This window comes from Paraburkholderia sp. BL18I3N2 (assembly GCF_003001875.1).
Classification (GTDB): domain Bacteria; phylum Pseudomonadota; class Gammaproteobacteria; order Burkholderiales; family Burkholderiaceae; genus Paraburkholderia; species Paraburkholderia phytofirmans.
On the sequence record NZ_PVNC01000001.1, the window covers coordinates 509,426 to 530,141 of the forward strand.

The 20,716-nt window shown below is 62.4% G+C and carries 18 protein-coding genes; 7 read left to right on the forward strand and 11 right to left on the reverse strand.

What is annotated here, in order from left to right; all coding sequences use genetic code 11:
• The first annotated feature begins 386 nt into the window (after nt 1–386).
• A complete protein-coding gene (locus B0G75_RS02310) occupies nt 387–2,615 on the forward strand; it encodes an NADP-dependent isocitrate dehydrogenase (RefSeq protein ID WP_106300260.1) in 2,229 nt (742 codons plus the stop codon).
• Nucleotides 2,616–2,722: 107 nt separating this feature from the next.
• Here the strand turns inward: B0G75_RS02310 and B0G75_RS02315 are convergent, their stop codons facing one another.
• The 5 genes from B0G75_RS02315 to B0G75_RS02335 all read right to left on the reverse strand — a co-directional run bounded on the left by B0G75_RS02315 (nt 2,723) and on the right by B0G75_RS02335 (nt 7,369).
• Nucleotides 2,723–2,953, reverse strand: a complete 231-nt coding sequence (locus B0G75_RS02315) for a hypothetical protein (RefSeq protein ID WP_106300262.1) — start codon at nt 2,951–2,953, stop codon at nt 2,723–2,725.
• Between the two features lie 392 nt (nt 2,954–3,345).
• Nucleotides 3,346–4,164, reverse strand: coding sequence for an alpha/beta fold hydrolase (locus B0G75_RS02320; RefSeq protein ID WP_106300264.1), 819 nt, complete (start codon nt 4,162–4,164; stop codon nt 3,346–3,348).
• A 265-nt stretch (nt 4,165–4,429) separates the two neighbouring features.
• Nucleotides 4,430–5,782: a DUF3443 domain-containing protein gene (locus B0G75_RS02325; protein WP_106300266.1), complete on the reverse strand. Its 1,353-nt coding sequence runs from the start codon at nt 5,780–5,782 to the stop codon at nt 4,430–4,432.
• 30 nt (nt 5,783–5,812) lie between these two features.
• Nucleotides 5,813–6,319, reverse strand: a complete 507-nt coding sequence (locus tag B0G75_RS02330; protein ID WP_106300269.1) for a DUF2844 domain-containing protein — start codon at nt 6,317–6,319, stop codon at nt 5,813–5,815.
• 156 nt (nt 6,320–6,475) lie between these two features.
• Nucleotides 6,476–7,369: a LysR family transcriptional regulator gene (locus tag B0G75_RS02335; protein ID WP_106300271.1), complete on the reverse strand. Its 894-nt coding sequence runs from the start codon at nt 7,367–7,369 to the stop codon at nt 6,476–6,478.
• A gap of 99 nt (nt 7,370–7,468) precedes the next feature.
• On the opposite strand from B0G75_RS02335, the gene B0G75_RS02340 reads away from it, so the two are divergent.
• Genes B0G75_RS02340 through B0G75_RS02350 form a run of 3 tightly spaced genes read left to right on the forward strand, consistent with a single transcriptional unit; the run spans nt 7,469 to nt 10,477 of the window.
• Nucleotides 7,469–8,773 (forward strand): CitMHS family transporter, encoded by a 1,305-nt coding sequence (locus tag B0G75_RS02340; protein WP_106300273.1) that lies wholly within the window; start codon nt 7,469–7,471, stop codon nt 8,771–8,773.
• A 29-nt stretch (nt 8,774–8,802) separates the two neighbouring features.
• Entirely contained in the window at nt 8,803–10,161 is a 1,359-nt protein-coding gene (locus B0G75_RS02345) for an acyclic terpene utilization AtuA family protein (protein ID WP_106300275.1), read from the forward strand.
• Nucleotide 10,162: 1 nt separating this feature from the next.
• Nucleotides 10,163–10,477: a hypothetical protein gene (locus B0G75_RS02350; RefSeq protein WP_106300277.1), complete on the forward strand. Its 315-nt coding sequence runs from the start codon at nt 10,163–10,165 to the stop codon at nt 10,475–10,477.
• Nucleotides 10,478–10,503: 26 nt separating this feature from the next.
• On the opposite strand, the gene B0G75_RS02355 is transcribed toward B0G75_RS02350, so the two are convergent.
• Complete coding sequence (locus B0G75_RS02355) at nt 10,504–11,421, reverse strand: LysR family transcriptional regulator (protein ID WP_106300279.1); 918 nt, start codon at nt 11,419–11,421, stop codon at nt 10,504–10,506.
• Nucleotides 11,422–11,604: 183 nt separating this feature from the next.
• Here B0G75_RS02355 and B0G75_RS02360 point away from each other — a divergent pair, with 183 nt between their 5' ends.
• Together B0G75_RS02360 and B0G75_RS02365 are read left to right on the forward strand one after the other, a co-directional pair.
• A complete protein-coding gene (locus tag B0G75_RS02360; RefSeq protein WP_106300281.1) occupies nt 11,605–12,873 on the forward strand; it encodes an MFS transporter in 1,269 nt (422 codons plus the stop codon).
• A 231-nt stretch (nt 12,874–13,104) separates the two neighbouring features.
• Nucleotides 13,105–14,214, forward strand: a complete 1,110-nt coding sequence (locus B0G75_RS02365; protein WP_106300283.1) for an alkene reductase — start codon at nt 13,105–13,107, stop codon at nt 14,212–14,214.
• Nucleotides 14,215–14,341: 127 nt separating this feature from the next.
• Here the strand turns inward: B0G75_RS02365 and B0G75_RS02370 are convergent, their stop codons facing one another.
• From B0G75_RS02370 to B0G75_RS02390, 5 genes are all read right to left on the reverse strand, one after another.
• Nucleotides 14,342–15,364, reverse strand: a complete 1,023-nt coding sequence (locus B0G75_RS02370) for a LysR family transcriptional regulator (RefSeq protein WP_106300285.1) — start codon at nt 15,362–15,364, stop codon at nt 14,342–14,344.
• A 13-nt stretch (nt 15,365–15,377) separates the two neighbouring features.
• Nucleotides 15,378–15,962, reverse strand: a complete 585-nt coding sequence (locus B0G75_RS02375) for a TetR/AcrR family transcriptional regulator (protein ID WP_106300287.1) — start codon at nt 15,960–15,962, stop codon at nt 15,378–15,380.
• Between the two features lie 78 nt (nt 15,963–16,040).
• Nucleotides 16,041–17,162, reverse strand: coding sequence for a Gfo/Idh/MocA family protein (locus B0G75_RS02380; protein WP_106300289.1), 1,122 nt, complete (start codon nt 17,160–17,162; stop codon nt 16,041–16,043).
• Nucleotides 17,163–17,242: 80 nt separating this feature from the next.
• The gene (locus tag B0G75_RS02385) at nt 17,243–17,989 is read right to left on the reverse strand and encodes an SDR family oxidoreductase (RefSeq protein WP_106300291.1); all 747 of its coding nucleotides are present in this window, start codon (nt 17,987–17,989) and stop codon (nt 17,243–17,245) included.
• A 257-nt stretch (nt 17,990–18,246) separates the two neighbouring features.
• Nucleotides 18,247–18,957: a FadR/GntR family transcriptional regulator gene (locus tag B0G75_RS02390; protein WP_012426000.1), complete on the reverse strand. Its 711-nt coding sequence runs from the start codon at nt 18,955–18,957 to the stop codon at nt 18,247–18,249.
• Between the two features lie 419 nt (nt 18,958–19,376).
• Between B0G75_RS02390 and B0G75_RS02395 the strand changes: the two genes are divergently transcribed.
• A complete protein-coding gene (locus B0G75_RS02395) occupies nt 19,377–20,708 on the forward strand; it encodes an MFS transporter (protein ID WP_106300293.1) in 1,332 nt (443 codons plus the stop codon).
• Nucleotides 20,709–20,716: the final 8 nt, after the last annotated feature.

Consider the following 20,716-nt stretch of genomic DNA (forward strand, 5'->3'; position numbering starts at 1 on the left):
GTCGCGCACCTCGAAAAGTGCGGAGAGGCCTCATCGAAAGCGAGTGGTTGGAGTAATCGAAACGTAAGAACACGGCTGCGTGCAAATGTTAATGCATCTGATTCGCATTAACAATATATTTGTTGCCGGTCGTTAGTCATCTATAAGACATCTGTCATAAGACGAGGCTAAATCTGCCGAAAGCCTTGTCCGGCGGGGCTCGACCTTGTCAGCGTCGTTTCCGGGATATGTTTGTTTAGCAGCGAGTAGAGGAAAACACGCATATACTCACGGCTTGGCCGTAGAAAGTAGTGCCGTGCGTCGCGCCGCAATGTTGTTTTGCCGCAACGCGCCGGTCGGCACCGCCCAACGCTCTGTCTAACACTTCACCTAGCAAAGCACCGAACATGTCCACACCGCCGAAGATCATCTACACCCTGACCGACGAAGCGCCTGCTCTGGCGACTTACTCGCTGCTGCCGATCGTGAAGGCGTTCACGCGCTCGTCCGACGTGATCGTCGAAACGCGCGATATTTCGCTTGCCGGCCGGATCATCGCTGCATTCCCCGATTACCTGAGCGCGGAACAGAAGGGTCCCGACGATCTGGCGGAACTGGGTGGACTCAGCACGCGTCCCGAAGCGAATGTCATCAAGCTGCCGAACATCAGCGCGTCGGTGCCGCAACTGAAGGCCGCGATCACCGAACTGCGCGATCAGGGCTACAAGCTGCCCGCGTATCCGGACGTCGCGAACACGGACGCCGAAAAAGACGTCAAGGCGCGCTACGACAAGATCAAGGGCAGCGCGGTCAACCCGGTGTTGCGCGAAGGCAATTCGGACCGCCGCGCGCCGCTGTCGGTCAAGAACTACGCACGCAAGCATCCGCACAAGATGGGCGCCTGGAGCGCGGACTCGAAGTCGCACGTCGCGCACATGAGCGGCGGCGATTTCTACGGTAGCGAAAAGTCAGCGCTGATCGGCGCAGCCGGTTCGGTGAAGATCGAACTGACGGCCGCCGACGGTTCGAAGACAGTCCTCAAAGAAAAGACGGCCGTGCAAGCGGGCGAGATCATCGACGCTTCGGTGCTGTCGAAGAACGCGCTGCGCAGCTTCATCGAAGCGGAAATCGCCGACGCGAAGGCCAAGGGCGTGCTGTTCTCGGTGCACCTGAAGGCCACCATGATGAAGGTGTCGGATCCGATCATCTTCGGTCACGTGGTGTCGGTGTTCTACAAAGACGTGCTGACCAAGCACGCCGACGCGCTGGCGCAAGCCGGCTTCAACCCGAACAACGGCATCGGCGATCTGTACGCGCGCCTGAAAGACCTGCCGGCTGAAACGGTCGCGGCAATCGAAGCCGACATCAAGGCGCAATACGAACAGCGTCCGCAACTGGCCATGGTCAATTCGGACAAGGGCATCACCAGCCTGCACGTGCCGAGCGACGTGATCGTCGACGCGTCCATGCCGGCCATGATCCGCGAGTCGGGCAAGATGTGGGGCGCGGACGGCGCGCTGCACGACGCCAAAGCCGTGATTCCGGACCGCTGCTACGCAGGCGTTTATCAGGCCGTGATCGAAGACTGCAAGAAGCACGGCGCGTTCGATCCGGTCACGATGGGCACGGTGCCGAACGTCGGCCTGATGGCGCAAGCGGCTGAAGAATACGGCTCACACGACAAGACCTTCCAGATCCCGGCGAACGGCGTGGTTCGCGTGACTGACGCAGCCGGCACGGTGCTGATCGAACAGCAAGTGGAAGCGGGCGACATCTGGCGCATGTGCCAGACCAAGGACGCGCCGGTTCAGGACTGGGTCAAGCTCGCGGTCAACCGCGCCCGCGCCACCAACACGCCGGCCGTGTTCTGGCTGGACGCGGCGCGCGCGCACGACGCCCAGATCATCAAGAAGGTCGAGCAATACCTGAAGAACCACGACACCACCGGTCTGGACATTCGCGTCATGACGCCGGTCGAAGCGACTAAGTTCTCGATCGAGCGTATTCGCGCCGGCAAGGACACGATCTCGGTCACCGGCAACGTGCTGCGCGACTATCTGACCGACCTGTTCCCGATCATGGAACTGGGCACGAGCGCGAAGATGCTGTCGATCGTCCCGCTGATGGCCGGTGGCGGCATGTTCGAAACCGGTGCGGGCGGTTCGGCGCCGAAGCACGTTCAGCAACTGGTCGAAGAAGGTTTCCTGCGTTGGGATTCGCTCGGTGAATTCCTGGCGTTGGCCGCGTCGCTCGAACATTTGAGCAGCGCGTATCACAACCCGAAGGCGCAGGTGCTGGCCAAGACGCTGGATCAGGCAACCGGCAAGTTCCTCGACAACGACAAGTCGCCGGCGCGCAAGGTTGGCGGCATCGACAATCGCGGCAGCCACTTCTACCTCGCGCTGTACTGGGCGGAAGCACTGGCCGCGCAAACCGAAGACGCGGCGCTGCAGGCGCAATTCGCCGGCGTGGCGAAGGCACTGGCTGAGAACGAAGCGAAGATCGTCGAAGAACTGGCTGCGGCACAAGGCAAGCCGGTGGACATCGGCGGTTACTATCGTCCGAATGTCGAACTGACGAGCAAGGCCATGCGCCCGAGCGCCACGCTGAACAAGATCGTGGACGCAATTGCTTAAGGCACCAACGCAGTAGGCTGCACAGAAGCAAGCGGTAAACATGACGATGGCGCTTTCGAGCACCATCGTCGTTTCTACGCCAACGTGGATAACGGCCATACCGGCCATCACACGTGGACGATTTCCCAATCGCTGAGTTTTTCTGGAATTTCGAGCGTCGACGTGTCGTCGCCTTCCGAGAGATGCGGGCAGATCAAGCCGCGCGCGAGGTCGTCCGCCGCCTGTTGCGGGCTGGCGAATTCACCGAGCGTTTCGTTGCCGTAGGTCGCTTCCCAACCGTCCTGGCCCGGCAAAATGTAGAAAGCACCCTGATTCGAACCGAAGCGAAAGCCTTTCATTTTTAGTCTCCCAAGTACCATTTAAAAACCGCGGTGCCGTGGCGACTTCGTTTCAGAGGTTGGGATTCTTCAGACACTGTTCCGTCTCTTCCCACTCCGCTCGACTACTGAAGCGCTGGCTCTTGTAAAAGAGTCTACGTCAGCAGGCAGCGGCGCAAGTGGCTGTTGAATGCTCCGTTGCGTCAAAAATTAGTGTTTATAAAGAAAGGCTTATCGTCTTTGTTTCGCGATGTGCAACGTGGGGCGACATTGCGAAATGCCGAATTTGTGCCACGCACCACGATTTTTTACGAGGCGCGCGATCGTTCCGCATCGTGAAATATTGAGGGTGTTGTGCGACCCTTGCGCAGAAACGCGGCGGCCAGGTGGCGCAGCGAGCGCCGCCGCCGCAATCAGCCGGCAATCCGCCGCAAGAAATCCAGCACCACACGATTGAATTGCGCCGGCCGTTGCAGCGGTGCGAAATGGCTTACGCCGGGCAGCAGGATCAATTCGGCGCCGGGAATGCTGCGGGCGAGATAATCGGCGTGTTCCGGCTTGATGAACTCGTCGTACTCGCTTTGTACGATCGCGACCGGCACGCGAACCTTTGCGAGATCGTCGGCGGAGTAGTTGGGCTCGGTTTTCATCATCGTGCTGACCGCGCCGACGAATGCCTCGAAGTCGTCCGGTGTCGCCGATAGCTGCGCGTAGTCTTGGGCATGGCGGCTGAAGCAGCGCTCGATCACGGGCGTCGGCACAAATGGCTTGGTGCCGCTCGGGTCCATATTGCAGCCGAAGAAGAACACGCCGGCTACGCGCTCAGGGGCGGTCGCGCCCAACACCATCGCAACGCACGCGCCGTCGCTCCAGCCCACCAGCGCGGCGCGTTCGAGTTGCAGCGTGTCCATGACGGCCAGCACGTCGGACGCCATCAACTCGTAGCGGTAGGGCCGCCCGTCGCGGGTGCTGCGGCCGTGGCCGCGGCTGTCGACGACCACCACGCGACGCCCCGCATCGAGCAGCGCTGGAACCTGGTAGCCCCAATTGCCGCTGTGTCCAAGACCGCCGTGCAGCAGGATCACTGGCGCGCCGGCGCCATACGATGCGTACCAGATTCGCGCGCCTTCGTGCCCGACGTAGCCTTCTTCGGCCGGGACCGGCAGCGGCGCAGCGCCGTGGGCTTCGAAGCGTTCGAGGTCGTCGTCGTGCGGGTGGGTGGAGGGTTCCATTGCCGTTGTCTCCGCTGTGTCGGCCAGAGGTGGCGCTTTTAGCTGTCGACCGGCGTTCGCGCTTCAGCGCGTTACGCCGGTCCCCGCAGTGCACTTGCTCTGGTCCCATGCAACGTGGTTGCGTTAGGATTCGCTAGGTTGCCAGCGTTGCCACCAGAAGATCAACAGACCTACGAGATTTTGCGTGCCGACCCGGACGACTCGTCATTCACATCCGAGACTACTCCGTTCGGGTCGATGGTCACGATCAGATCACGCTTGCAGATCAACTCGAAACATAAGCTACATACGGCCCCGTCCCGCCCCCCGCGGAAGCACGCCCCGAAATCCCGTAATACACATGACGGCCGTAAAAGAACGGCAAACCGAAGTCGAACTGCCGGGTCATGTAGATCCCGAGATTATTGAACGCGTTATTCCCCGATGAAGTCAGCGTCGCGGCGTTAGCGATATTGAAGCCGAGCGACACGCTCGTCGGATTGGTCCCTGCCAGCGTCGAGGTACGGCCCACGGTTGCAGTCGGGATGTAGTAGCCGGACGACGCGTCGCGAGCGATCGTCGTGTCCGGGAAGAACAGCACCGTCGAGCCGGAATCGAAGAACGTCTGCGTGAACGTGGTGCCGCCATATGACGACGTGAAGTCGCCATTCAGATCCGTTCGGAGAATCGGCGCGCCGGTGCCGTTCAGCACGTTATTGGCCTGCGTATCGATGCCGAACACGAGCGTGCCTTGAGCGGTCGCGCTGCCGCTATCTGACACCTGCGCCATTTCAAGAATCACACCGTTGTTATCTTGCGCGAACCGTGCGACCGGATTGCTGATCTGCTTGGAGACTGGCACCGAGACCGCGTTGCCGGCATTGGTGTAGTAGAACTGCGAGAGTGCCGTCAGCGCACACTGCGAGCCGCAGTCCACCGGGCTCACGCCAATGCCGAGAATACCGTTCGCGCCGAGATCGGACGCGGCGGCGAGCGGCCGGCCCACCTGGCATTCGCTCGGCGCCGCAATGGTCAGCGCCGAATCGCCGATCACCTGGATCGGCACCGAAGCGGCAACCTCGCTCGACAGCCCGATGTCCGCGAGACGCACCGAACCCCATGCATATCCGCTGCCGAACAATGCGCATTCAGCAAGCGGCAGACCGCTCGGCTGATCCGTTTCGGCGGTGAGCGCGTTGAAGGTGGAGGTCGGGATCGCGGAGCGCACCAGACGCAACCCGAACGATGCCGTATCGACGATCACATTGGGAATCGTCGTGCAACTCGTGCTCGCGTTGGAGCCGGGGGCGCAGAGCTTGACGCTGACCATCGGCTGGTTGTGAATGCCCGTTCCGCTTACCGTCACCGACATCGTATTGCCGGGACCGACGGGTGTGGGCACGGCAGACGCATCGACGGCGAGCGCGTTGGAGCTCGAGTCACCGGTCGAGGGGTTCGACGTCGTGCCGCCGGGGCCCGTCGGCGCACTGGCGGCAGCCGGTGCGACAGCCGGTGCATTAGCCGGTGCATTAGCCGTCGAGCTGCTGCTGGAGCCGCCGCCACCCCCGCCGCAGCCGGCAAGACCCAACGCCAACCCGAGTCCGAGCGCCGCGGCAATAATCCTTGCGATTTTGCGCACTGTTGTTCTCTCTCTAATCATCTTAATGGGTTACTTGATATCGTCAGCGCTCACGCCTTGCGGCAGCGCTTGCGGTAAATAGGCGCGGCCCACGAAAGCGCCCATATGGCCACCGGTCTCCACCACTAACGCCGACTGATGCACGGCGGCGGGTCCGTAGCCGCCGCCTTGCGTGGCGTGAGCGTCGGTGAGCGCCTGGACATACGACGGGAAGTAAGTGGCGAGCAGCGTTTTCAGCGGCGGCATGGTCGGGCCTTGCCAGCTCAACGCGAAAACCGTATTGCCCGCGCTGATGTACTCGCTCACCACGGTGCCCGACGGCAGCGTCGTCTGGCTGACGGTGTAAGCCGCCGAGGCGTGACTGCCGCTGGCGGCGAAGCGCGCCACTGCCGCGCTATTCTGGCTGGCCGCCCCCGCACTCGTGCTGCTGGCCGTGACCGGATAGGTCGGCGCGGCGCCTAATGCGGCATATGCCGGTGCGGCCAGAGCGAACGACGCTGCGGCCACCGCGAGCGTTCGAAATTGATTCATTATCATTTTTTCGTATTCGAAGTTTTGGAGAATACGTGCGAGCGGCTTTACCCCCGAGATCGCACGCAGCCGATACTAGCGCGAGCGCGTCCGATTAAATCAGACGATTAATGGCGATAATCGGGCTCTGTTTGAAAATGAAAGGTAACGGGCGTCCGTTATTCAATCGGCGCCGAGCTTCTCGGTCAGCATTGCCACGAAGGTTTCCGTCACGGGCGGCAGTGTTCTGCCGCGCTTCTTGATAAGGGCGATAGGGCGAGTGAACGCGGGGTCGTCGACCGCGCGCACGATCAGCTCGGGCTCCGCCCTGACTTCGCGGGCCGACGCTGGCAGGATCGTCACGCCGAGTCCGGCGCGCACCATCGCGACCGCTGTCATCATGTAGGTCGGCTCGCACGCGATCTCCGGCGTGCAGCGGGCGTTCGCGAAAGCACTATCGACCACCGCCCGCACGCTCGTGCCTTGCGCGGTCAACACGAGTGGCGCGGCGGCGAGATCGGCCAACGTAATGCGCCGCCGCCGGGCAAGCGCATGCCGCTTCGGGAACACGGCAACCAGCCGGTCGATGCCCGCATGCAGCACCTCGAAAGCGGCATCGTCGAGCTGGCCGCCGGTCAGCCCGATGTCGACCTCTTCGTTGCGCACCAACGTGTTGACCATGCTGGCGACCACGTCGCGTACATGAAAGCTCACGCGCGGCACGGCCTTCTTGATGCCCTGCACGAGTTCGGGCAAAACGCTGGCCGCGAACGTCGGCAAACAGGCGATCCGTACGGTACCGCTTGCGCCAACGCCCAGCGCGCGCGCGTCGATCAGCACATGCTCCATGTCATGCAGCGACTTCTGCAGCAGCGGCAGCAGTTCACGGCCGGTCGGCGTGAGCGCGACATTGCGGCTGTTGCGGTCGAACAGGCGCATGCCGACCGTTTCTTCGAGGCGGCGAATCTGCACCGTCAGCGCCGGTTGCGACAGATGCAGCCGCGTTGCCGCGCGCGTGAAGCTGCCCGTTTGCGCGACGGCGATAAACGCGCGAATGTCCCGAAGATTCAGATCCATGATTGTTTGTAATTGCTGCGATCAAATCATTTCAATTGATTTATAGCCGCTTCGAACTTACGCTGGATCGCAGTAAAAAACAATCTCGGAGACAAGCACATGCTGCCATTACTGGGGCTCGCAACCATCGTCGTGCTGCTCGGCGCGATTCTGTCGAAACGCATGTCGCCGCTGGTGGCGCTCATCATCGTGCCGATTGCGGCGTCGCTCATCGGCGGCTTCGGCTTTCAGACCAGCAAGTTCGTGATCGACGGACTCAAGAATCTCGCGCCGGTCGTCGGCATGTTCGTGTTCGCGATTCTTTACTTCGGCACCATCACCGACGCAGGCACGCTCGATCCGATCATCGACCGCATTCTGCGCGCGGTCGGCACGCGGCCCACGCGCATCGTGATGGGCACCACGCTGCTCGCGCTGCTGATCCATCTGGACGGCTCCGGCGCCGTCTGCTTTCTGGTCACGATTCCTGCCATGCTGCCGCTCTACGATCGTCTGAAGATGGACAGGCGCGTGCTGGCCGCGGCGGTTTCGATGGCGGCCGGCATCAACTTTCTGCCGTGGACGGGGCCGATGATTCGCGCTTCCGCCTCGCTGCATCTGCCGATCTCGGCGCTGTTCAATCCGCTGATTCCGGTGCAGGCCATCGGCCTCGTGTTCGTCTTCGGCATGGCGTTCTGGCTCGGCCGGCGCGAGGAAAAGCGGCTTGGTCTCACCGCTGCGAGCGGTTCGGTGCCCATGCCCAAACGCGAACTTTCTCCCGAAGAACAGGCGCTGCGACGGCCTAAGAACTTCTGGTTCAACATCGTGCTGACATTGGTGGTGCTCGGCACGATGGTCGTGATGGGCGAAAAGATTCCGCCGGCGATCATGTTCATGGTCGGCCTTTGCATCGCGTTGATGGTGAACTATCCGAACGTCGACATGCAACGCAAACGGATCGACGCGCATGCTCGCGCTGCCTTGATGATGGCCGGCATTCTGCTGGCGGCCGGCGTGTTCACCGGCGTGATGCAAGGCAGCGGCATGCTGAAGGCGATGGCACAAGCGGCGGTCGGTTTCGTGCCGCCCGCGATGGCCAGCCATATTCCCGTCGCGCTCGGCTTGCTGTCGATGCCGCTCAGCATGTTGTTCGACCCCGACTCGTTTTACTTCGGCGTGCTGCCTGTAATCGCCGAAGTGGCCGGCCAACTCGGCGTGCCCGCGGTGCATGTCGGCCAGGCCGCCTTGCTCGGTCAGATGACCACCGGCTTTCCGGTGAGCCCGCTGACACCGGCCACGTTTCTCGTGGTCGGCCTGTGTGGCATCGATCTCGCAGATCACCAGAAATTCACGTTCCCCTTGCTGTTCGGCGCGTCGATCGTCATGACGATTGCCTGCGTCGCGCTGGGGATATTCTCACTGTGAGCATCACTGAACGAACGGATGTGACCAGCATGACAGCTACTCAACCTCAACGTATGGTACGCATCGGTGCGGGCGCGGGTTATTCAGGGGACCGTATTGAACCGGCGGTCGAACTGGCGCAACACGGTGCGCTCGATTACCTCGTGTTCGAGTGCCTCGCGGAACGCACGATTGCGATCGCGCAGCAGGCGCGCAGCAAGGACCCTGAACTCGGCTACGACCCGCTGCTCGAAACACGCATGAAGGCGGTATTGCCGGCCGCGCTGCGCAACGGCGTGCGGATCATTTCGAACATGGGTGCCGCGAATCCGCTCGCGGCGGCGCGCAAGACCGCGGAGATCGCGCGCTCGCTCGGCCTTGGCGACGTGAAAATTGCCGCAGTCACCGGCGACGATGTGCTCGACGTGGTGCGCCAGGGCGATTTCTGCTTCGTGGAATCTGGAGAGCGTGTCTCGGACTACAAGGATCGACTCGTGTCCGCGAACGCCTATCTCGGCGCGGGCGCGATCGTCGATGCGCTCGCGGCCGGTGCGCAGATCGTGTTGACCGGACGCGTAGCCGATCCTTCGCTGTTCGTCGCGCCGCTGATTCACGAATTCGGCTGGCGCATGGACGACTGGCAGACGCTCGGCCAGGCGACGGTGATCGGCCACCTGCTCGAATGCGCGGGGCAAATTACCGGCGGCTATTTCGCGGATCCAGGTTTCAAGGATGTCCCTGAACTGGCGAGGCTCGGTTTTCCCATCGCCGAAGTCGGGCAGGACGGCGCGGTGGTCATCACCAAGCTCGCTCAAGCCGGCGGACGTGTCACCGAGGCGACCTGCAAGGAACAACTGCTGTACGAGATTCACGATCCGCAGCGCTATCTGCAACCGGACGTGGTCGCGGATTTCTCGCAGGTGCATGTCGCGCAGGAAGCGCCGGATCGCGTTCGTGTGAGCGGCGGGCGAGGCACGCCGCGTACGGATACGCTGAAGGTGTCGGTTGCTTATTTCGATGGTTATATCGGTGAAGGGCAAATTTCCTATGGCGGTCCTGGCGCGTTGGCGCGCGCGCGGCTCGCGCTGGATATCGTGCGGGAGCGGCTCGTGTTGACCGGCGTGGAGACGCGTGAATTGCGCTTGGATCTGATCGGTGTGAACGCTTTGCATGGCGAAACCGCAGCAGTTGGTTACGCCGAGCCGTATGAAGTGCGCGCGCGAGTGGCGGGGCGCACGACCTCGCTCGCTCAGGCCGTGCAGATCGGCAACGAGGTGGAGACGCTCTACACCAACGGCCCCGCAGGCGGAGGCGGTGTCACGAAGTCGGCGCGCGAAGTCGTCGCGGTGCAATCGGTTTTGCTGCCGCGCGAGCATGTGACGCCGGCGTTTTCGATGGTGGAGGCGTGAGATGAAATTACGTGAACTGGCTCATTCGCGCACCGGTGACAAAGGCAATACGCTGAACATCTCGGTGATCTGTTACGACGCGCAGCATTACGACCATCTGCGCACGGTGCTGACGCCGGAACGCGTGAAGGCGCATCTGCGTGACGTCGTGCAGGGTGACGTGGTGCGCCATGAACTGCCCGCGATTGCCGCATTCAACTTCGTGCTCGGCAAAGCGCTCGGCGGCGGTGTGACGCGTTCGCTCGCACTCGATGCACACGGCAAGTCGTTGAGTTCCGCGTTGATGGATCTCGATGTCGAGACACCTGCTTCGTAGTGCGCTCACACGTTTTGCGGCCGCGTTCAGGCGTCCGCTTCTTCCCAAGGTGGCACCGGCTGCCACGCTTCGATCAACTCATCGATAAATAGCCGCACCTTCGGCGTGAGGTGCCGGCGCGTCGGATAGATCGCGCGAATCGGCAGCGCTTGCGCTGCGAACGATTGCAGCAGCGGTTGCAAGTGGCCCTGGCGGATCTCGTTCGCAACCAGATAGTTGGGCAGATTGATGATGCCCACACCATTCACCGCCGCGCCGATCAACGCCTCGGCGCTGTCCATCTTCAATCTGCCGCCGGTCTCCACGACCTGTTGCCCGACGCCCGCGAAAAGCCAAGGTTGCGGACGTCCCGCGCTGACGAATTGCAGGCACTCGTGGTGCGCGAGATCGAGCGGCGAGACGGGCGCACCACGCTTCGCGAGATAAACCGGCGACGCACACGTAATCAGTTTTTGCGTGGCCACCGTGCGCGCGATGAGCCGCGAGTCCGGTTTCGGTTCGCCGACTCGGATGGCGACATCGATCCCCTCGTCGACGAGATCGACGAAGCGGTCCGTGAAGCTCACTTCGGCGCTGACCGCGGGCCAGCGTTCCAGAAACAACGCGATGATCGGCAACACCTGACGGTGACCGAGGGCGATCGGCAGGCTGATGCGCAATGAGCCTGCCGGCGTCGCGCTGCGTACCGCCATGGCCGTTTCGGTCTCTTCGAGGTCTTCGAGAATCTGCGTGCAGCGCGCGTAAAACACGGAGCCGTCGTCCGTGAGTCCCAGGCTGTGCGGCGTTCGGTGCAGCAGGCGCACCTGCAAGCGCGTTTCCAGACGGGCAATGATCTTGCCGACCGCCGAGCGTGTAATACCGAGTTGCTGCCCCGCCGACGTAAAGCTGCCGGCCTTGACCACGGTGACGAAGGTCGCGATGTCGTTGATGTTGCCGAGCGCCAAGTCGAGATTCCCCCCAACAGGTGTGTGCAATGTGGACGAGCGACTGCGCGCCAGCCGTCGCGCTCCGATGATAGCGCGTCGCCCGTCTGTCGCGATGAAGGGGAGCCACATTCCCCATCGATCCTCTTACTCTCCGTTCAGACGCAATGCCCTCAATTTCAATAACTGAATCGGAGAACATCCATGGATGCCAATCAACTTGCCGGATCGTCCGCGAGACCGGGACTCGCCAGCGACGGCGCGCTCGATGCGCCGCTCATGTCAACAGGGGCGGGCGCCTCGCGCGGACCGTCGTGGGCCGCAGTCTTATCCGTAGCGGTCGGCTCGTTCGCCTTCGTCGCCACGGAGTACATGCCGGTCGGCCTGTTGCCGCAGATCGCGCACGATCTCGGCGTCACGCCCGGCACAGCAGGCCTGATGGTGACGACGCCGGGCATTATCGCCGCGGTTTCGGCGCCCGTGCTGCTGCTCGCCGCCGGCCGCATCAACCGCCGTTTGATCCTGTTGCTGCTGGCCGCGTTGCTGGTTGCATCGAATGCGATCTCCGCAATCGCGCCGAGCTTCGCCATGATGCTGGTGGGCCGCGCGTTGCTGGGCGCGAGCCTCGGCGGCTTCTGGACCGTCGCGCTCGGCGCGTCGGGGCAACTCGTGCGCGAGGACCAGGCCGCCCGCGCCGGCGCGACGATTTTCATGGGCATCACGCTGGCGACGGTGATCGGTGTACCGCTCGGCACGTTGATCGCCGATCTGAGTTCGTGGCGCGTGTCGTTCTTTGCGACTGCGGTGCTCGCGGGCGTGGCATTGGCTGCGCAGGCGGTGTTCCTGCCGTCGCTGCCGCCCAAGGCGGCGATGCGGATGGACGACTTCCGCGCCATGCTGGCACGCTCGAACGTGCGCCGCAGTCTGTTGATGGTCGGACTGCTGTTTGGCGCGCATTTCGCGGCCTATACGTATATCGCGCCGTTCCTCGAGCGCAATGCGGCGTTCGGTCCGTCGTGGATTACGGCCGTGCTGCTCGGTTTCGGCGTGGTCGGCTTCGCGGCGAATTTCGCGATCTCGGCTTTGGTCACGCGCCATCTCAAGGTCCCGCTGCTGATGTTGGGCGCGCTCATGGCGGTCGCTTTGTTCGCCTTGCCGATGCTTCAAGTCTCGCGTGTAGGCGTGATCGCTGCGGTGATGGCGTGGGGCATCGCATACGGCGCGATCCCGCTGAGCCTGAGCATCTGGATGCAATGGACTTCGCCGGAACGCCCTGAAGCGGGTTCGTCGATGTTCGTGAGCACCGTGCAGACCTCGATCGCGCTCGGCTCGCTGGCGGGCGGCGCGGTGGTCGATCACCTCAGCATCGCCTCGACGATGCACTTCGGCGGCTTGCTCGCGGTGCTGAGCCTGCTTGTGATCATGACGTTCAGCACACGTCACGCGAGCCTCAAGGACGTGCTCGACAAATAACCGGCGCGCTGTTGAAACACAGTTGCTGCGCCATCGAAACAATCGGTGACGGCTGCGCAGTCCAGCAGGCGCAAGGTTTCGGCGCATTGCGGACTGCCGGCTCCCAAGTCTTCGGAGCCGTGGCCCGTTTTTCTCGACGCCCCGCGCCTATAGATTGTCATTCAACGCAGGACGGCGCACGCAGCGCTCGGCGGCAATCATTCACCGGATCACATCGAGAGAGAAAACATCATGAGCAAGCTCTTTACCTCCGTCAAAGTAGGACCTTATGAATTCGCGCACCGCGTCGTGCTCGCACCGCTGACACGCATGCGTGCCGAAGACGGCGCCCGCCCTGGCCGCCTGATGGCCGAGTATTACGCGCAACGCACGACAGCCGGCGCATTGTTGATCGGCGAGGCGACCATTGCCGCTGTTGAAGGCAACGGCTACCTCGGCGCGCCCGGCCTTTACGACGACAGCCAGATCGCCGGCTGGCTCGAAGTCACCGACGCCGTGCACGCGAAGGGCGGCAAGATCTTCCTGCAGCTCTACCACGCGGGACGTCAGTCGAACGCTGAGTTGCAGCCGGAAGGACGGCGTCCGGTGGGGCCGTCGGAAGTGCTGCATGGCGGCGTGGCTTACACCAAGGCCGGCTGGATTCCAAACACGCCGAACCGCGCGCTGGAGATCGACGAGATCGCCGCGATCGTTGAAAGCTTTCGCACGGCTGCCGAACGTGGCGTGAAGGCGGGTTTCGACGGCGTCGAATTGCATGCGGCGAACGGCTATCTGTTCGACCAGTTTCTGCAGGACGGCAGCAACAAGCGTACGGATATCTACGGCGGTTCGTTCGAAAATCGCGCGCGTCTGTTGATGGAAGCGACCCGTGCGGTGATTTCGGTGTGGGGCAGCAACAAGGTTGCCGTGCGTCTCGGACCGAGCGGCTCGTGGGGTGATATGTCGGATAGCGATCCGGTCGGCCTTTTTAGCTACGTCGCGGACGAACTGGCCAAGCTCGATCTCGCGTATCTGCATCTGATCGAGCCGCGTATCGCCGGCAACGTCGAAGATGAAAGCCGCAATCCAGACCCGGTCGCCGCGCAGACGATCCGCAAGCATTACGCGGGGACGATCATCGCCGCGGGTGGTTTCAAAGGCGATTCGGCGGAAGCGATTCTCGCCGATGGCGACGCCGACCTGGTCGCATTCGGTCGTGACTTTATCGCCAACCCGGATCTGCCGGAACGGTTGCGCCGCAATCTGCCGCTCAATGCGTACGATCGGCCGACGTTCTTCGGCGGCACGGAAGTGGGCTATACGGACTATCCGTTTTATGAGGAAGAGGCTGTGAGCGCATAAGCTCGCTGAAGGTACGAATTAGGATGTCTGGTGGAATCTGGCGTGTTCAGTGTGTTGCTGAATACGCCGGTTTTTTCTTGCGGGGCGTTACGAGTTGCAAACGCCCGAGCGCGGACAAGCTTCACGTTCAATCGCGGCCGCCGCCATGCGCTGCTGCCGCCGCCGCGGAAACCGGAAACAGATGCTCGCTCAGATAATCGACGAAGACCCGCGCTTTAGGCGAAATCTGACGCCCGGACGGCCACAGCGCGCGAAACACGGTGGGCGTGTCCGTGTACGTTTGCAGCACGGCGACCAGCGAGCCGCGCGCGAGCTGGGCCCGTATCGTGAAGTCGGGCACGCAGGCGAGGCCCAGATCCTGTTCGGCAAGCATCGTCAAAGGTTCGACGGCAGTGGCGATAGCTGTGGTCGGAAGGTCGATGTTCAGCAGCTCGCCGTCGCGCATCAAAGGCCAGCGGCGAAGTTTGTTGGTGGTCGGGAAACGATGTTGCAAGCACGCGTGCTCGCGCAGTTGCTCGGGCTCGCTGGGTACGCCGCGCTGCGCGAAGTAGGCGGGCGATCCGACGATCACATGCCGGTACGTGCCCATCGTGCGGGTGACGAGCGTGGAGTCGATCGCATTGCCGGTGCGGGTCACGACATCGAAACCTTCTTCGATCACATCGACCATGCGGTCCGAGAAGTCGATATCGAGCACGATGTCCGGGTAGGTTTTCATGAAAGCGGCGATCACCGGCATCATTAGCGTGCTCACCATCGGCATGCTGACGCGCAGCAGTCCGCGTGGCGCGGCATTGGCGAGCGCCAGTTCGTTCTCGGCTGCCTCGATTTCTCCGATGATGCGCTGGCAGCGCGTCAGAAAGGTGGCGCCCTCGGGCGTCAGCGCAATGCTGCGCGTGCTGCGGTGAAAGAGGCGCACGCCGAGGCGTCCTTCGAGCCGCGAGACCGCCTTGCCCACCGCCGACGACGATATGCCCAACTGGCGTCCAGCCTCAGTGAAGCTGCGAGTTTCGGCCGCGCGCACGAACACGTTGAGTGAGCCGAACCGATCCATTGCGCCGGGCGAAGCGCCGCTTTCGCCGTTCACGGTCTGCGCGGCGACGCGCGTCGTGGTTGCGGCAGGACGAGTCGGCTGATCGGGCTGCGTCATGGGAAGCTCCTTGTCAGGCCCGCTGCAAAACGCTGGAAAACAGTACTTCCTTCAGATTGACGACCGGCGCCGGATCGCGCTGCGCTTTGGCGAGCAGAAACGCGCCTTGCATTGACGACACGATGAACGTGGCGAGTTGCTCGCAGTTCGTGTCGGCTCGCACCTCGCGCGCCGCGACGGCGGCCCGCAAACAATACAGAACGGACTTTTCGGTTTCGGCGAAGATCGCATTGATCCGCGAGCGGATCGCTTCGCTGTCGCTCGAATCGGCGGCGAAGTTGCCGAGCAGGCAGCCATTGCGCGAATCGTTCTGGCTGATGAGCCGGATATGCACGTCGATGTATTTGCCGAGACGGTACAGCGGTTTCAGTTCGTCGTTGAGCAGCGTCTCGCGCATCTCGATCTGTGCCCGCTCGAAATACAGTTCGATCACTTCGAGCCCGAACGCTTCTTTCGACGTGAAATGGTTCGTGAACGAGCCATGCGGCACGCCCGCCGCCTTGACGATGTCCCGCACGCTCGCGCCGTTGAAGCCGAATTCGTGGATGACGCGCATGCCTTCGGCGATCAGCGTGTCTTTGTGTGAAGGTTTCGGCATGGTCGGATGCTCTCTGGCGATACAGGCGCCCCGCATTGTGTCATGCACAAGTGCGGGGCGCTCGCTGGATGGGCCGCGTCAGTCGAGTTCGATATGGCGGCCGCTATCCGACGATTCTACGGCGGCGTCGAGCAGCTTGTGCAGACGCACCGCGTGCTCGAACGTCGGCGCAGTGTGGCTGCCGGTGCGGACGTCGTCGGCGAAGGCTGCGTACAAGTGGGCGAGTTCTAGCACCGCTGACGGCAAGTCGGACGGCGGCAACTGGTCGTACGAGGTGGGCACTGGCAGCGTCGCGAGCGGCAGGTCGTTGCCGTGCGCGCCTTCGATGACGTAGTCGTCGCCGACATTGCCGAACGCCGAGCGGTTGGTGATACGCAAATCGCCTTCCGTGCCCGTGATGTCGATCTGCACGCCCGAGCCGTTGCGCTTGCCGCCCTCGATATGCACCGACAGCACCGCGCCATCCTGCAAGCGACCGGCGAGCGCGAGTTGATCGGGCGTGGTGGTCGGCATGACTTCGCCGGTCTCCGCGATCGTCACCTGCTCGAACTGATTGACGCTTAGCGCCGCGATGGCGTGCGGCCAACCCGTCGCTTCGAACAGCATGTCGAGGAAATGGCCTGCATAGATTGCGATCACGCTAGAGAAGTTTTCGGGCGGCACGGTCCAGCGCAGCGATTGCGAACGCAGCGCCTGGAAGTAATTCATGCTCACGTGAATGCGTACCGAACGCAGCTTGCCGACATAACCTTGCGCGAGCAGATCGCGCACGTAGCGGTTATGCGGCGCGAGCCGACGTTGCAGCCCGACCACGTGGCGCACGTTGGCCTCGCGCGCGAGATCGATCAATTCCTGCGAGGTGGCGACGCTCGGCGTCAGCGGCCATTCGCAGTAGACGTCCTTGCCGGCCGCGATCGCGGCGCGCACGCCTTCGGCGTGCTGCGGCGCGGTCGTCAGCACGATGACGAGGTCGACTTCGGGATGCCTGACCAGCTCATCGAGTGAATCGGCCACGTATTTGAAGCCGTAACGTTCGGCGACGCCTTGCGCCGCTTCGCGACGCTGGCTGAACACGGCGGTTAGTTCGTATTGGGGCAGCAGGCTCAGCACGCGCACGTGGCCGTGTTGCGCCCAGTTGCCTACGCCGACGATACCGACGCGAATCGGCGCGACGTTGGATACTGCGGATCTTTCAGTCATGGGAACACCTGCGCGATGGCGCGCAACGGAGCCAGCAGAAACGCGACACCCTATTTCCGGCCGGCTCGAACAACAATGAATTACACGCCGGCGAACATGTCATTGAACTGCGTGACGAACGCGGCTTCGTTCGGGCCGGGGTTGTTGCGCAAGGGACGGGCGATCTCGACGATGGCTTCGTCAGCGTCCGTGCCGAGTTCATGCATGGTTTGCTCGATGAACGGTGCAAGCGGCATGGCGCGCGGTTCGTTCCTGCTGTCGAGCAAGTCGGTCTGCACCCACGGCGGCGCAATTTCGACGACGCGCACCGAGGTGTCCTTCAGCTTGTAGCGCAGCGATTGCGTGTACGAATGGATTGCGGCCTTGGTCGATGAATAGACGCCGGAGATCGCCATCGGCACGAAGCCGAGTACCGACGACACGTTGATGATGGTCGCGTCGCCTTGTTGCTTCAGATGCTCGACGAGCGCGCCGGTCAGGCGGATCGGGCCCATCAGGTTGGTGGTGAGCGTGGAGACGATCAGCGCGTCGTCGACCGGCTTGCTGAGGTCGTCGATCTGCATGACGCCGGCGTTGTTGATCAGCACGTTCAGCGACGGGTACTGCGCGATCAGTTGTTGCGAGACCGAGGCAATGCTTTGCGGATCCGTGATGTCCAGTTCGACCGATTGCATGCCGGGATTGGCGGCAATCGTTTCTTCGAGATTCGCCTTGCGGCGCCCGGCGATGATGACCTGATTGCCGAGCTTGTGGAACGCTTCAGCGAGTCCGCGGCCGATGCCGGAACCGCCGCCGGTGATGAAAATAGTGTTGCCTGTCAGTTTCATGATGGGTTTCTCAAAGTGGATTCAAGGTCCGCGTTGTCGCCGAGGTCGGACAGCAACATGTGATGGGAGGAATATGGACGAACGTATTAAACCCATCAAGCGGCTCGACCTGAATGCACTATTCGAGTGAGGCCAACAATGCTGCTGAGGCCGTCAGTGCTGCGGCCGTGCCTGTCCGTCCGGTTAGTATCCAAACCAGTACGGGTGTATTTTTTGTCAGAAGGAAGGCGGCGGCCCGCCGTCAGCCCGGTGGCGAATCAATCGCCTGCTTTGCTCAACTCGTGAGCGCGACGCAGCCGTTCGCGGCTGTTGCTCAGGTGCATGCGCATGGCGGCGCGCGCGTCGTCCGGGTCTTGGCGTTCGATCGCGCGATAGATCATCTGATGCTCGCTGAGCACGTTGCGCAAATGCTCGATATGGTCGAGTTCCGCGATCTCCGCGGAGCCGAGCCGCGTGCGAGGACTGACCGCTCGGCCAAGCTGGCTGAGCACGTCGAAGAAATAGCGATTGCCGCTCGCGCGCGCGATCTGCAAATGAAACTCGATGTCATGCGCGAGTGTGTCGGTGCTGCCGCGCTCGAGTTCAGACTCGAAACGCTCCAGCGCGCCGCGGATCTGCTTGAGGTTCTGGTCGGTGCGCCGCGCCGCGGCGAGCGCGGCAGAGGCGGCCTCGACGTCGATACGGAATTCGATGATCGCCATCACGTCCAGCATGCTGGAGAGATCGGCGGCGGGCAACTGCATGGATTTTTCGGTGGCCGGCTCCAGCACGAAGGTGCCGATGCCGTGACGCGTCTCGACCACCTTGGCCGCCTGCAGGCGCGAAATCGCCTCGCGCACCACAGAGCGGCTCACCGAGAGCTGCTTCATCATTGCGACTTCGGTGGGAATGCGGTCGCCCGGCCTCAGGGTGCCGCGGCGGATTTCATCGGAAAGGGTGGCCACCACCTTCTCAGTTAGGCTGCTCATTTCTGTGGCTGGTTGACTGTTCGGCTGGGAATGCACACGTTGCGCGTGCGAATTGCGGCGTGTGACGCCTCGGTATAGCCATCATAGCGTTTGTACGGATGAGAACGATTTGATTCGCGCGTTCGCGATGGTTTGCGGGGACGCGGTTCGGGCTGCGTGTGTTGAAGGAGAGATGTGGCGATTTGATCGTCATCAGACATCCTAGTTCAACTCTTGTTTTTAATCTTGTCTACGACTGGGTTGCCTGAATATATGGATTACAGAGCCGATTTCAGGGTAAACACCGCATTGGAGTCAGCCACTAAAGCACAGTAGACTGTCGTCAGACAACGTATCACGCGTTTCTTGCCGTGAATAGGCAAGAACGTGCCGCGTTGCGCTCGATCAGGCCGCCTGAGCGGCCGAAACTGGAGACAATCTTGACGTCTGCTCTCACCACCGCCGCCGACCCGCTCGAATCAGCGGTCTCCAAGGTCAAGCGGCACGTGCTGCCGCTGTTTCTGATCATGTTCATCGCGAACTACATCGACCGCGTGAACATCGGCTTCGTCAACTCGCACATGCAGACCGACCTCGGCATCGGCGCCGCGGCTTACGGCCTCGGAAGCGGTTTGTTCTTTATCGGCTACGCGCTGTTCGAGGTGCCGTCGAACGTGTTGATGCAGAAGTACGGCGCGCGCGCATGGCTCACTCGCATCATGGGCACGTGGGGGCTGGTCGCGGCGGCGATGGCGTTCGTCTGGAACGACACCTCGTTCTATGTGTTGCGCTTTCTGCTCGGCATCGCCGAAGCCGGCTTCTTTCCCGGCGTGGTCTTTTACTTCACGCAGTGGCTGCCGCAGAAGGAACGTGGCAAGGCGGTGGCGGTTTTTCTGGGCGGCTCCGCGCTTGCGTCGGTGTTGTCCGGTCCGATCACCGGCAGTTTGTTGTCGATTCGCGGCTTCGGTCTGCACGGCTGGCAATGGATGTTTCTCGTCGAAGGCGGTTTTTCGATCGCGTTATGCGCGGTGAGCTGGATGTTGCTGAAGTCGCGTATTCGCGATGCCTCGTGGCTCACCGCCGAAGAGCAGCACGTGCTCGAAACGTCGATCGCGGCGGAACAGGCTGCACGCGAGGCGCACGGCGGCGCGCATCTGCCGGCCATGAAACTGCTGAAGGATCCGCAGATTCTGCTGTTCTGCTTCCTGTACTTCGCGATTCAACTGACCATCTACGCAGCCACCTTCTGGCTGCCCACGATCATCCGCAAAATGGGCGGTCTGTCCGACTTCGAAGTCGGCATGCTCAACGCGATTCCGTGGCTCATCGCCATGTTCGCGATGTACTGCTTCGCGTTGTTGTCGGCGAAATGGCGTTTCCAGCAGGCGTGGCTGGCCGTGGCGCTCGTCATTGCGGCGTGCGGGTTGTTCGCTTCGACTTCGGGTAATCCGGTGCTGTCGTTCGTGGCGATCTGTTTCTCGGCGATCGGCTTCAAGGCGGCGGCTTCGCTGTTCTGGCCGATTCCGCAGGGTTATCTCGACGCACGCGTGGCCGCGGCGGTGATCGCGCTGATCAACTCGGTGGGCAATCTCGGCGGCTTCTTCGCGCCGGCTGCGTTCGGTTATCTGCAGCAGCACACTGGGTCGATTACCGGCGGCCTGTACGGCCTCGCCGTGGCTTCGTTGATCGCGGCGGCCGCCGGTTTCCTGACCCGCAACCGGCGCGTGAATCACGATGCGCTGCCGGAATCGCTCCGGCATAAAGTCCACTGACTACACTG

What these genes read in the sequence shown, in the direction of transcription:
- B0G75_RS02310 (WP_106300260.1), top strand. Translation starts at nt 387, where the DNA reads ATGTCCACACCGCCGAAGATCATCTACACCCTGACCGACGAAGCGCCT.
- B0G75_RS02315 (WP_106300262.1), bottom strand. Translation starts at nt 2,953, where the DNA reads ATGAAAGGCTTTCGCTTCGGTTCGAATCAGGGTGCTTTCTACATTTTG.
- B0G75_RS02320 (WP_106300264.1), bottom strand. Translation starts at nt 4,164, where the DNA reads ATGGAACCCTCCACCCACCCGCACGACGACGACCTCGAACGCTTCGAA.
- B0G75_RS02330 (WP_106300269.1), bottom strand. Translation starts at nt 6,319, where the DNA reads ATGATAATGAATCAATTTCGAACGCTCGCGGTGGCCGCAGCGTCGTTC.
- B0G75_RS02335 (WP_106300271.1), bottom strand. Translation starts at nt 7,369, where the DNA reads ATGGATCTGAATCTTCGGGACATTCGCGCGTTTATCGCCGTCGCGCAA.
- B0G75_RS02340 (WP_106300273.1), top strand. Translation starts at nt 7,469, where the DNA reads ATGCTGCCATTACTGGGGCTCGCAACCATCGTCGTGCTGCTCGGCGCG.
- B0G75_RS02345 (WP_106300275.1), top strand. Translation starts at nt 8,803, where the DNA reads ATGACAGCTACTCAACCTCAACGTATGGTACGCATCGGTGCGGGCGCG.
- B0G75_RS02350 (WP_106300277.1), top strand. Translation starts at nt 10,163, where the DNA reads ATGAAATTACGTGAACTGGCTCATTCGCGCACCGGTGACAAAGGCAAT.
- B0G75_RS02360 (WP_106300281.1), top strand. Translation starts at nt 11,605, where the DNA reads ATGGATGCCAATCAACTTGCCGGATCGTCCGCGAGACCGGGACTCGCC.
- B0G75_RS02365 (WP_106300283.1), top strand. Translation starts at nt 13,105, where the DNA reads ATGAGCAAGCTCTTTACCTCCGTCAAAGTAGGACCTTATGAATTCGCG.
- B0G75_RS02370 (WP_106300285.1), bottom strand. Translation starts at nt 15,364, where the DNA reads ATGACGCAGCCCGATCAGCCGACTCGTCCTGCCGCAACCACGACGCGC.
- B0G75_RS02375 (WP_106300287.1), bottom strand. Translation starts at nt 15,962, where the DNA reads ATGCCGAAACCTTCACACAAAGACACGCTGATCGCCGAAGGCATGCGC.
- B0G75_RS02380 (WP_106300289.1), bottom strand. Translation starts at nt 17,162, where the DNA reads ATGACTGAAAGATCCGCAGTATCCAACGTCGCGCCGATTCGCGTCGGT.
- B0G75_RS02385 (WP_106300291.1), bottom strand. Translation starts at nt 17,989, where the DNA reads ATGAAACTGACAGGCAACACTATTTTCATCACCGGCGGCGGTTCCGGC.
- B0G75_RS02390 (WP_012426000.1), bottom strand. Translation starts at nt 18,957, where the DNA reads ATGAGCAGCCTAACTGAGAAGGTGGTGGCCACCCTTTCCGATGAAATC.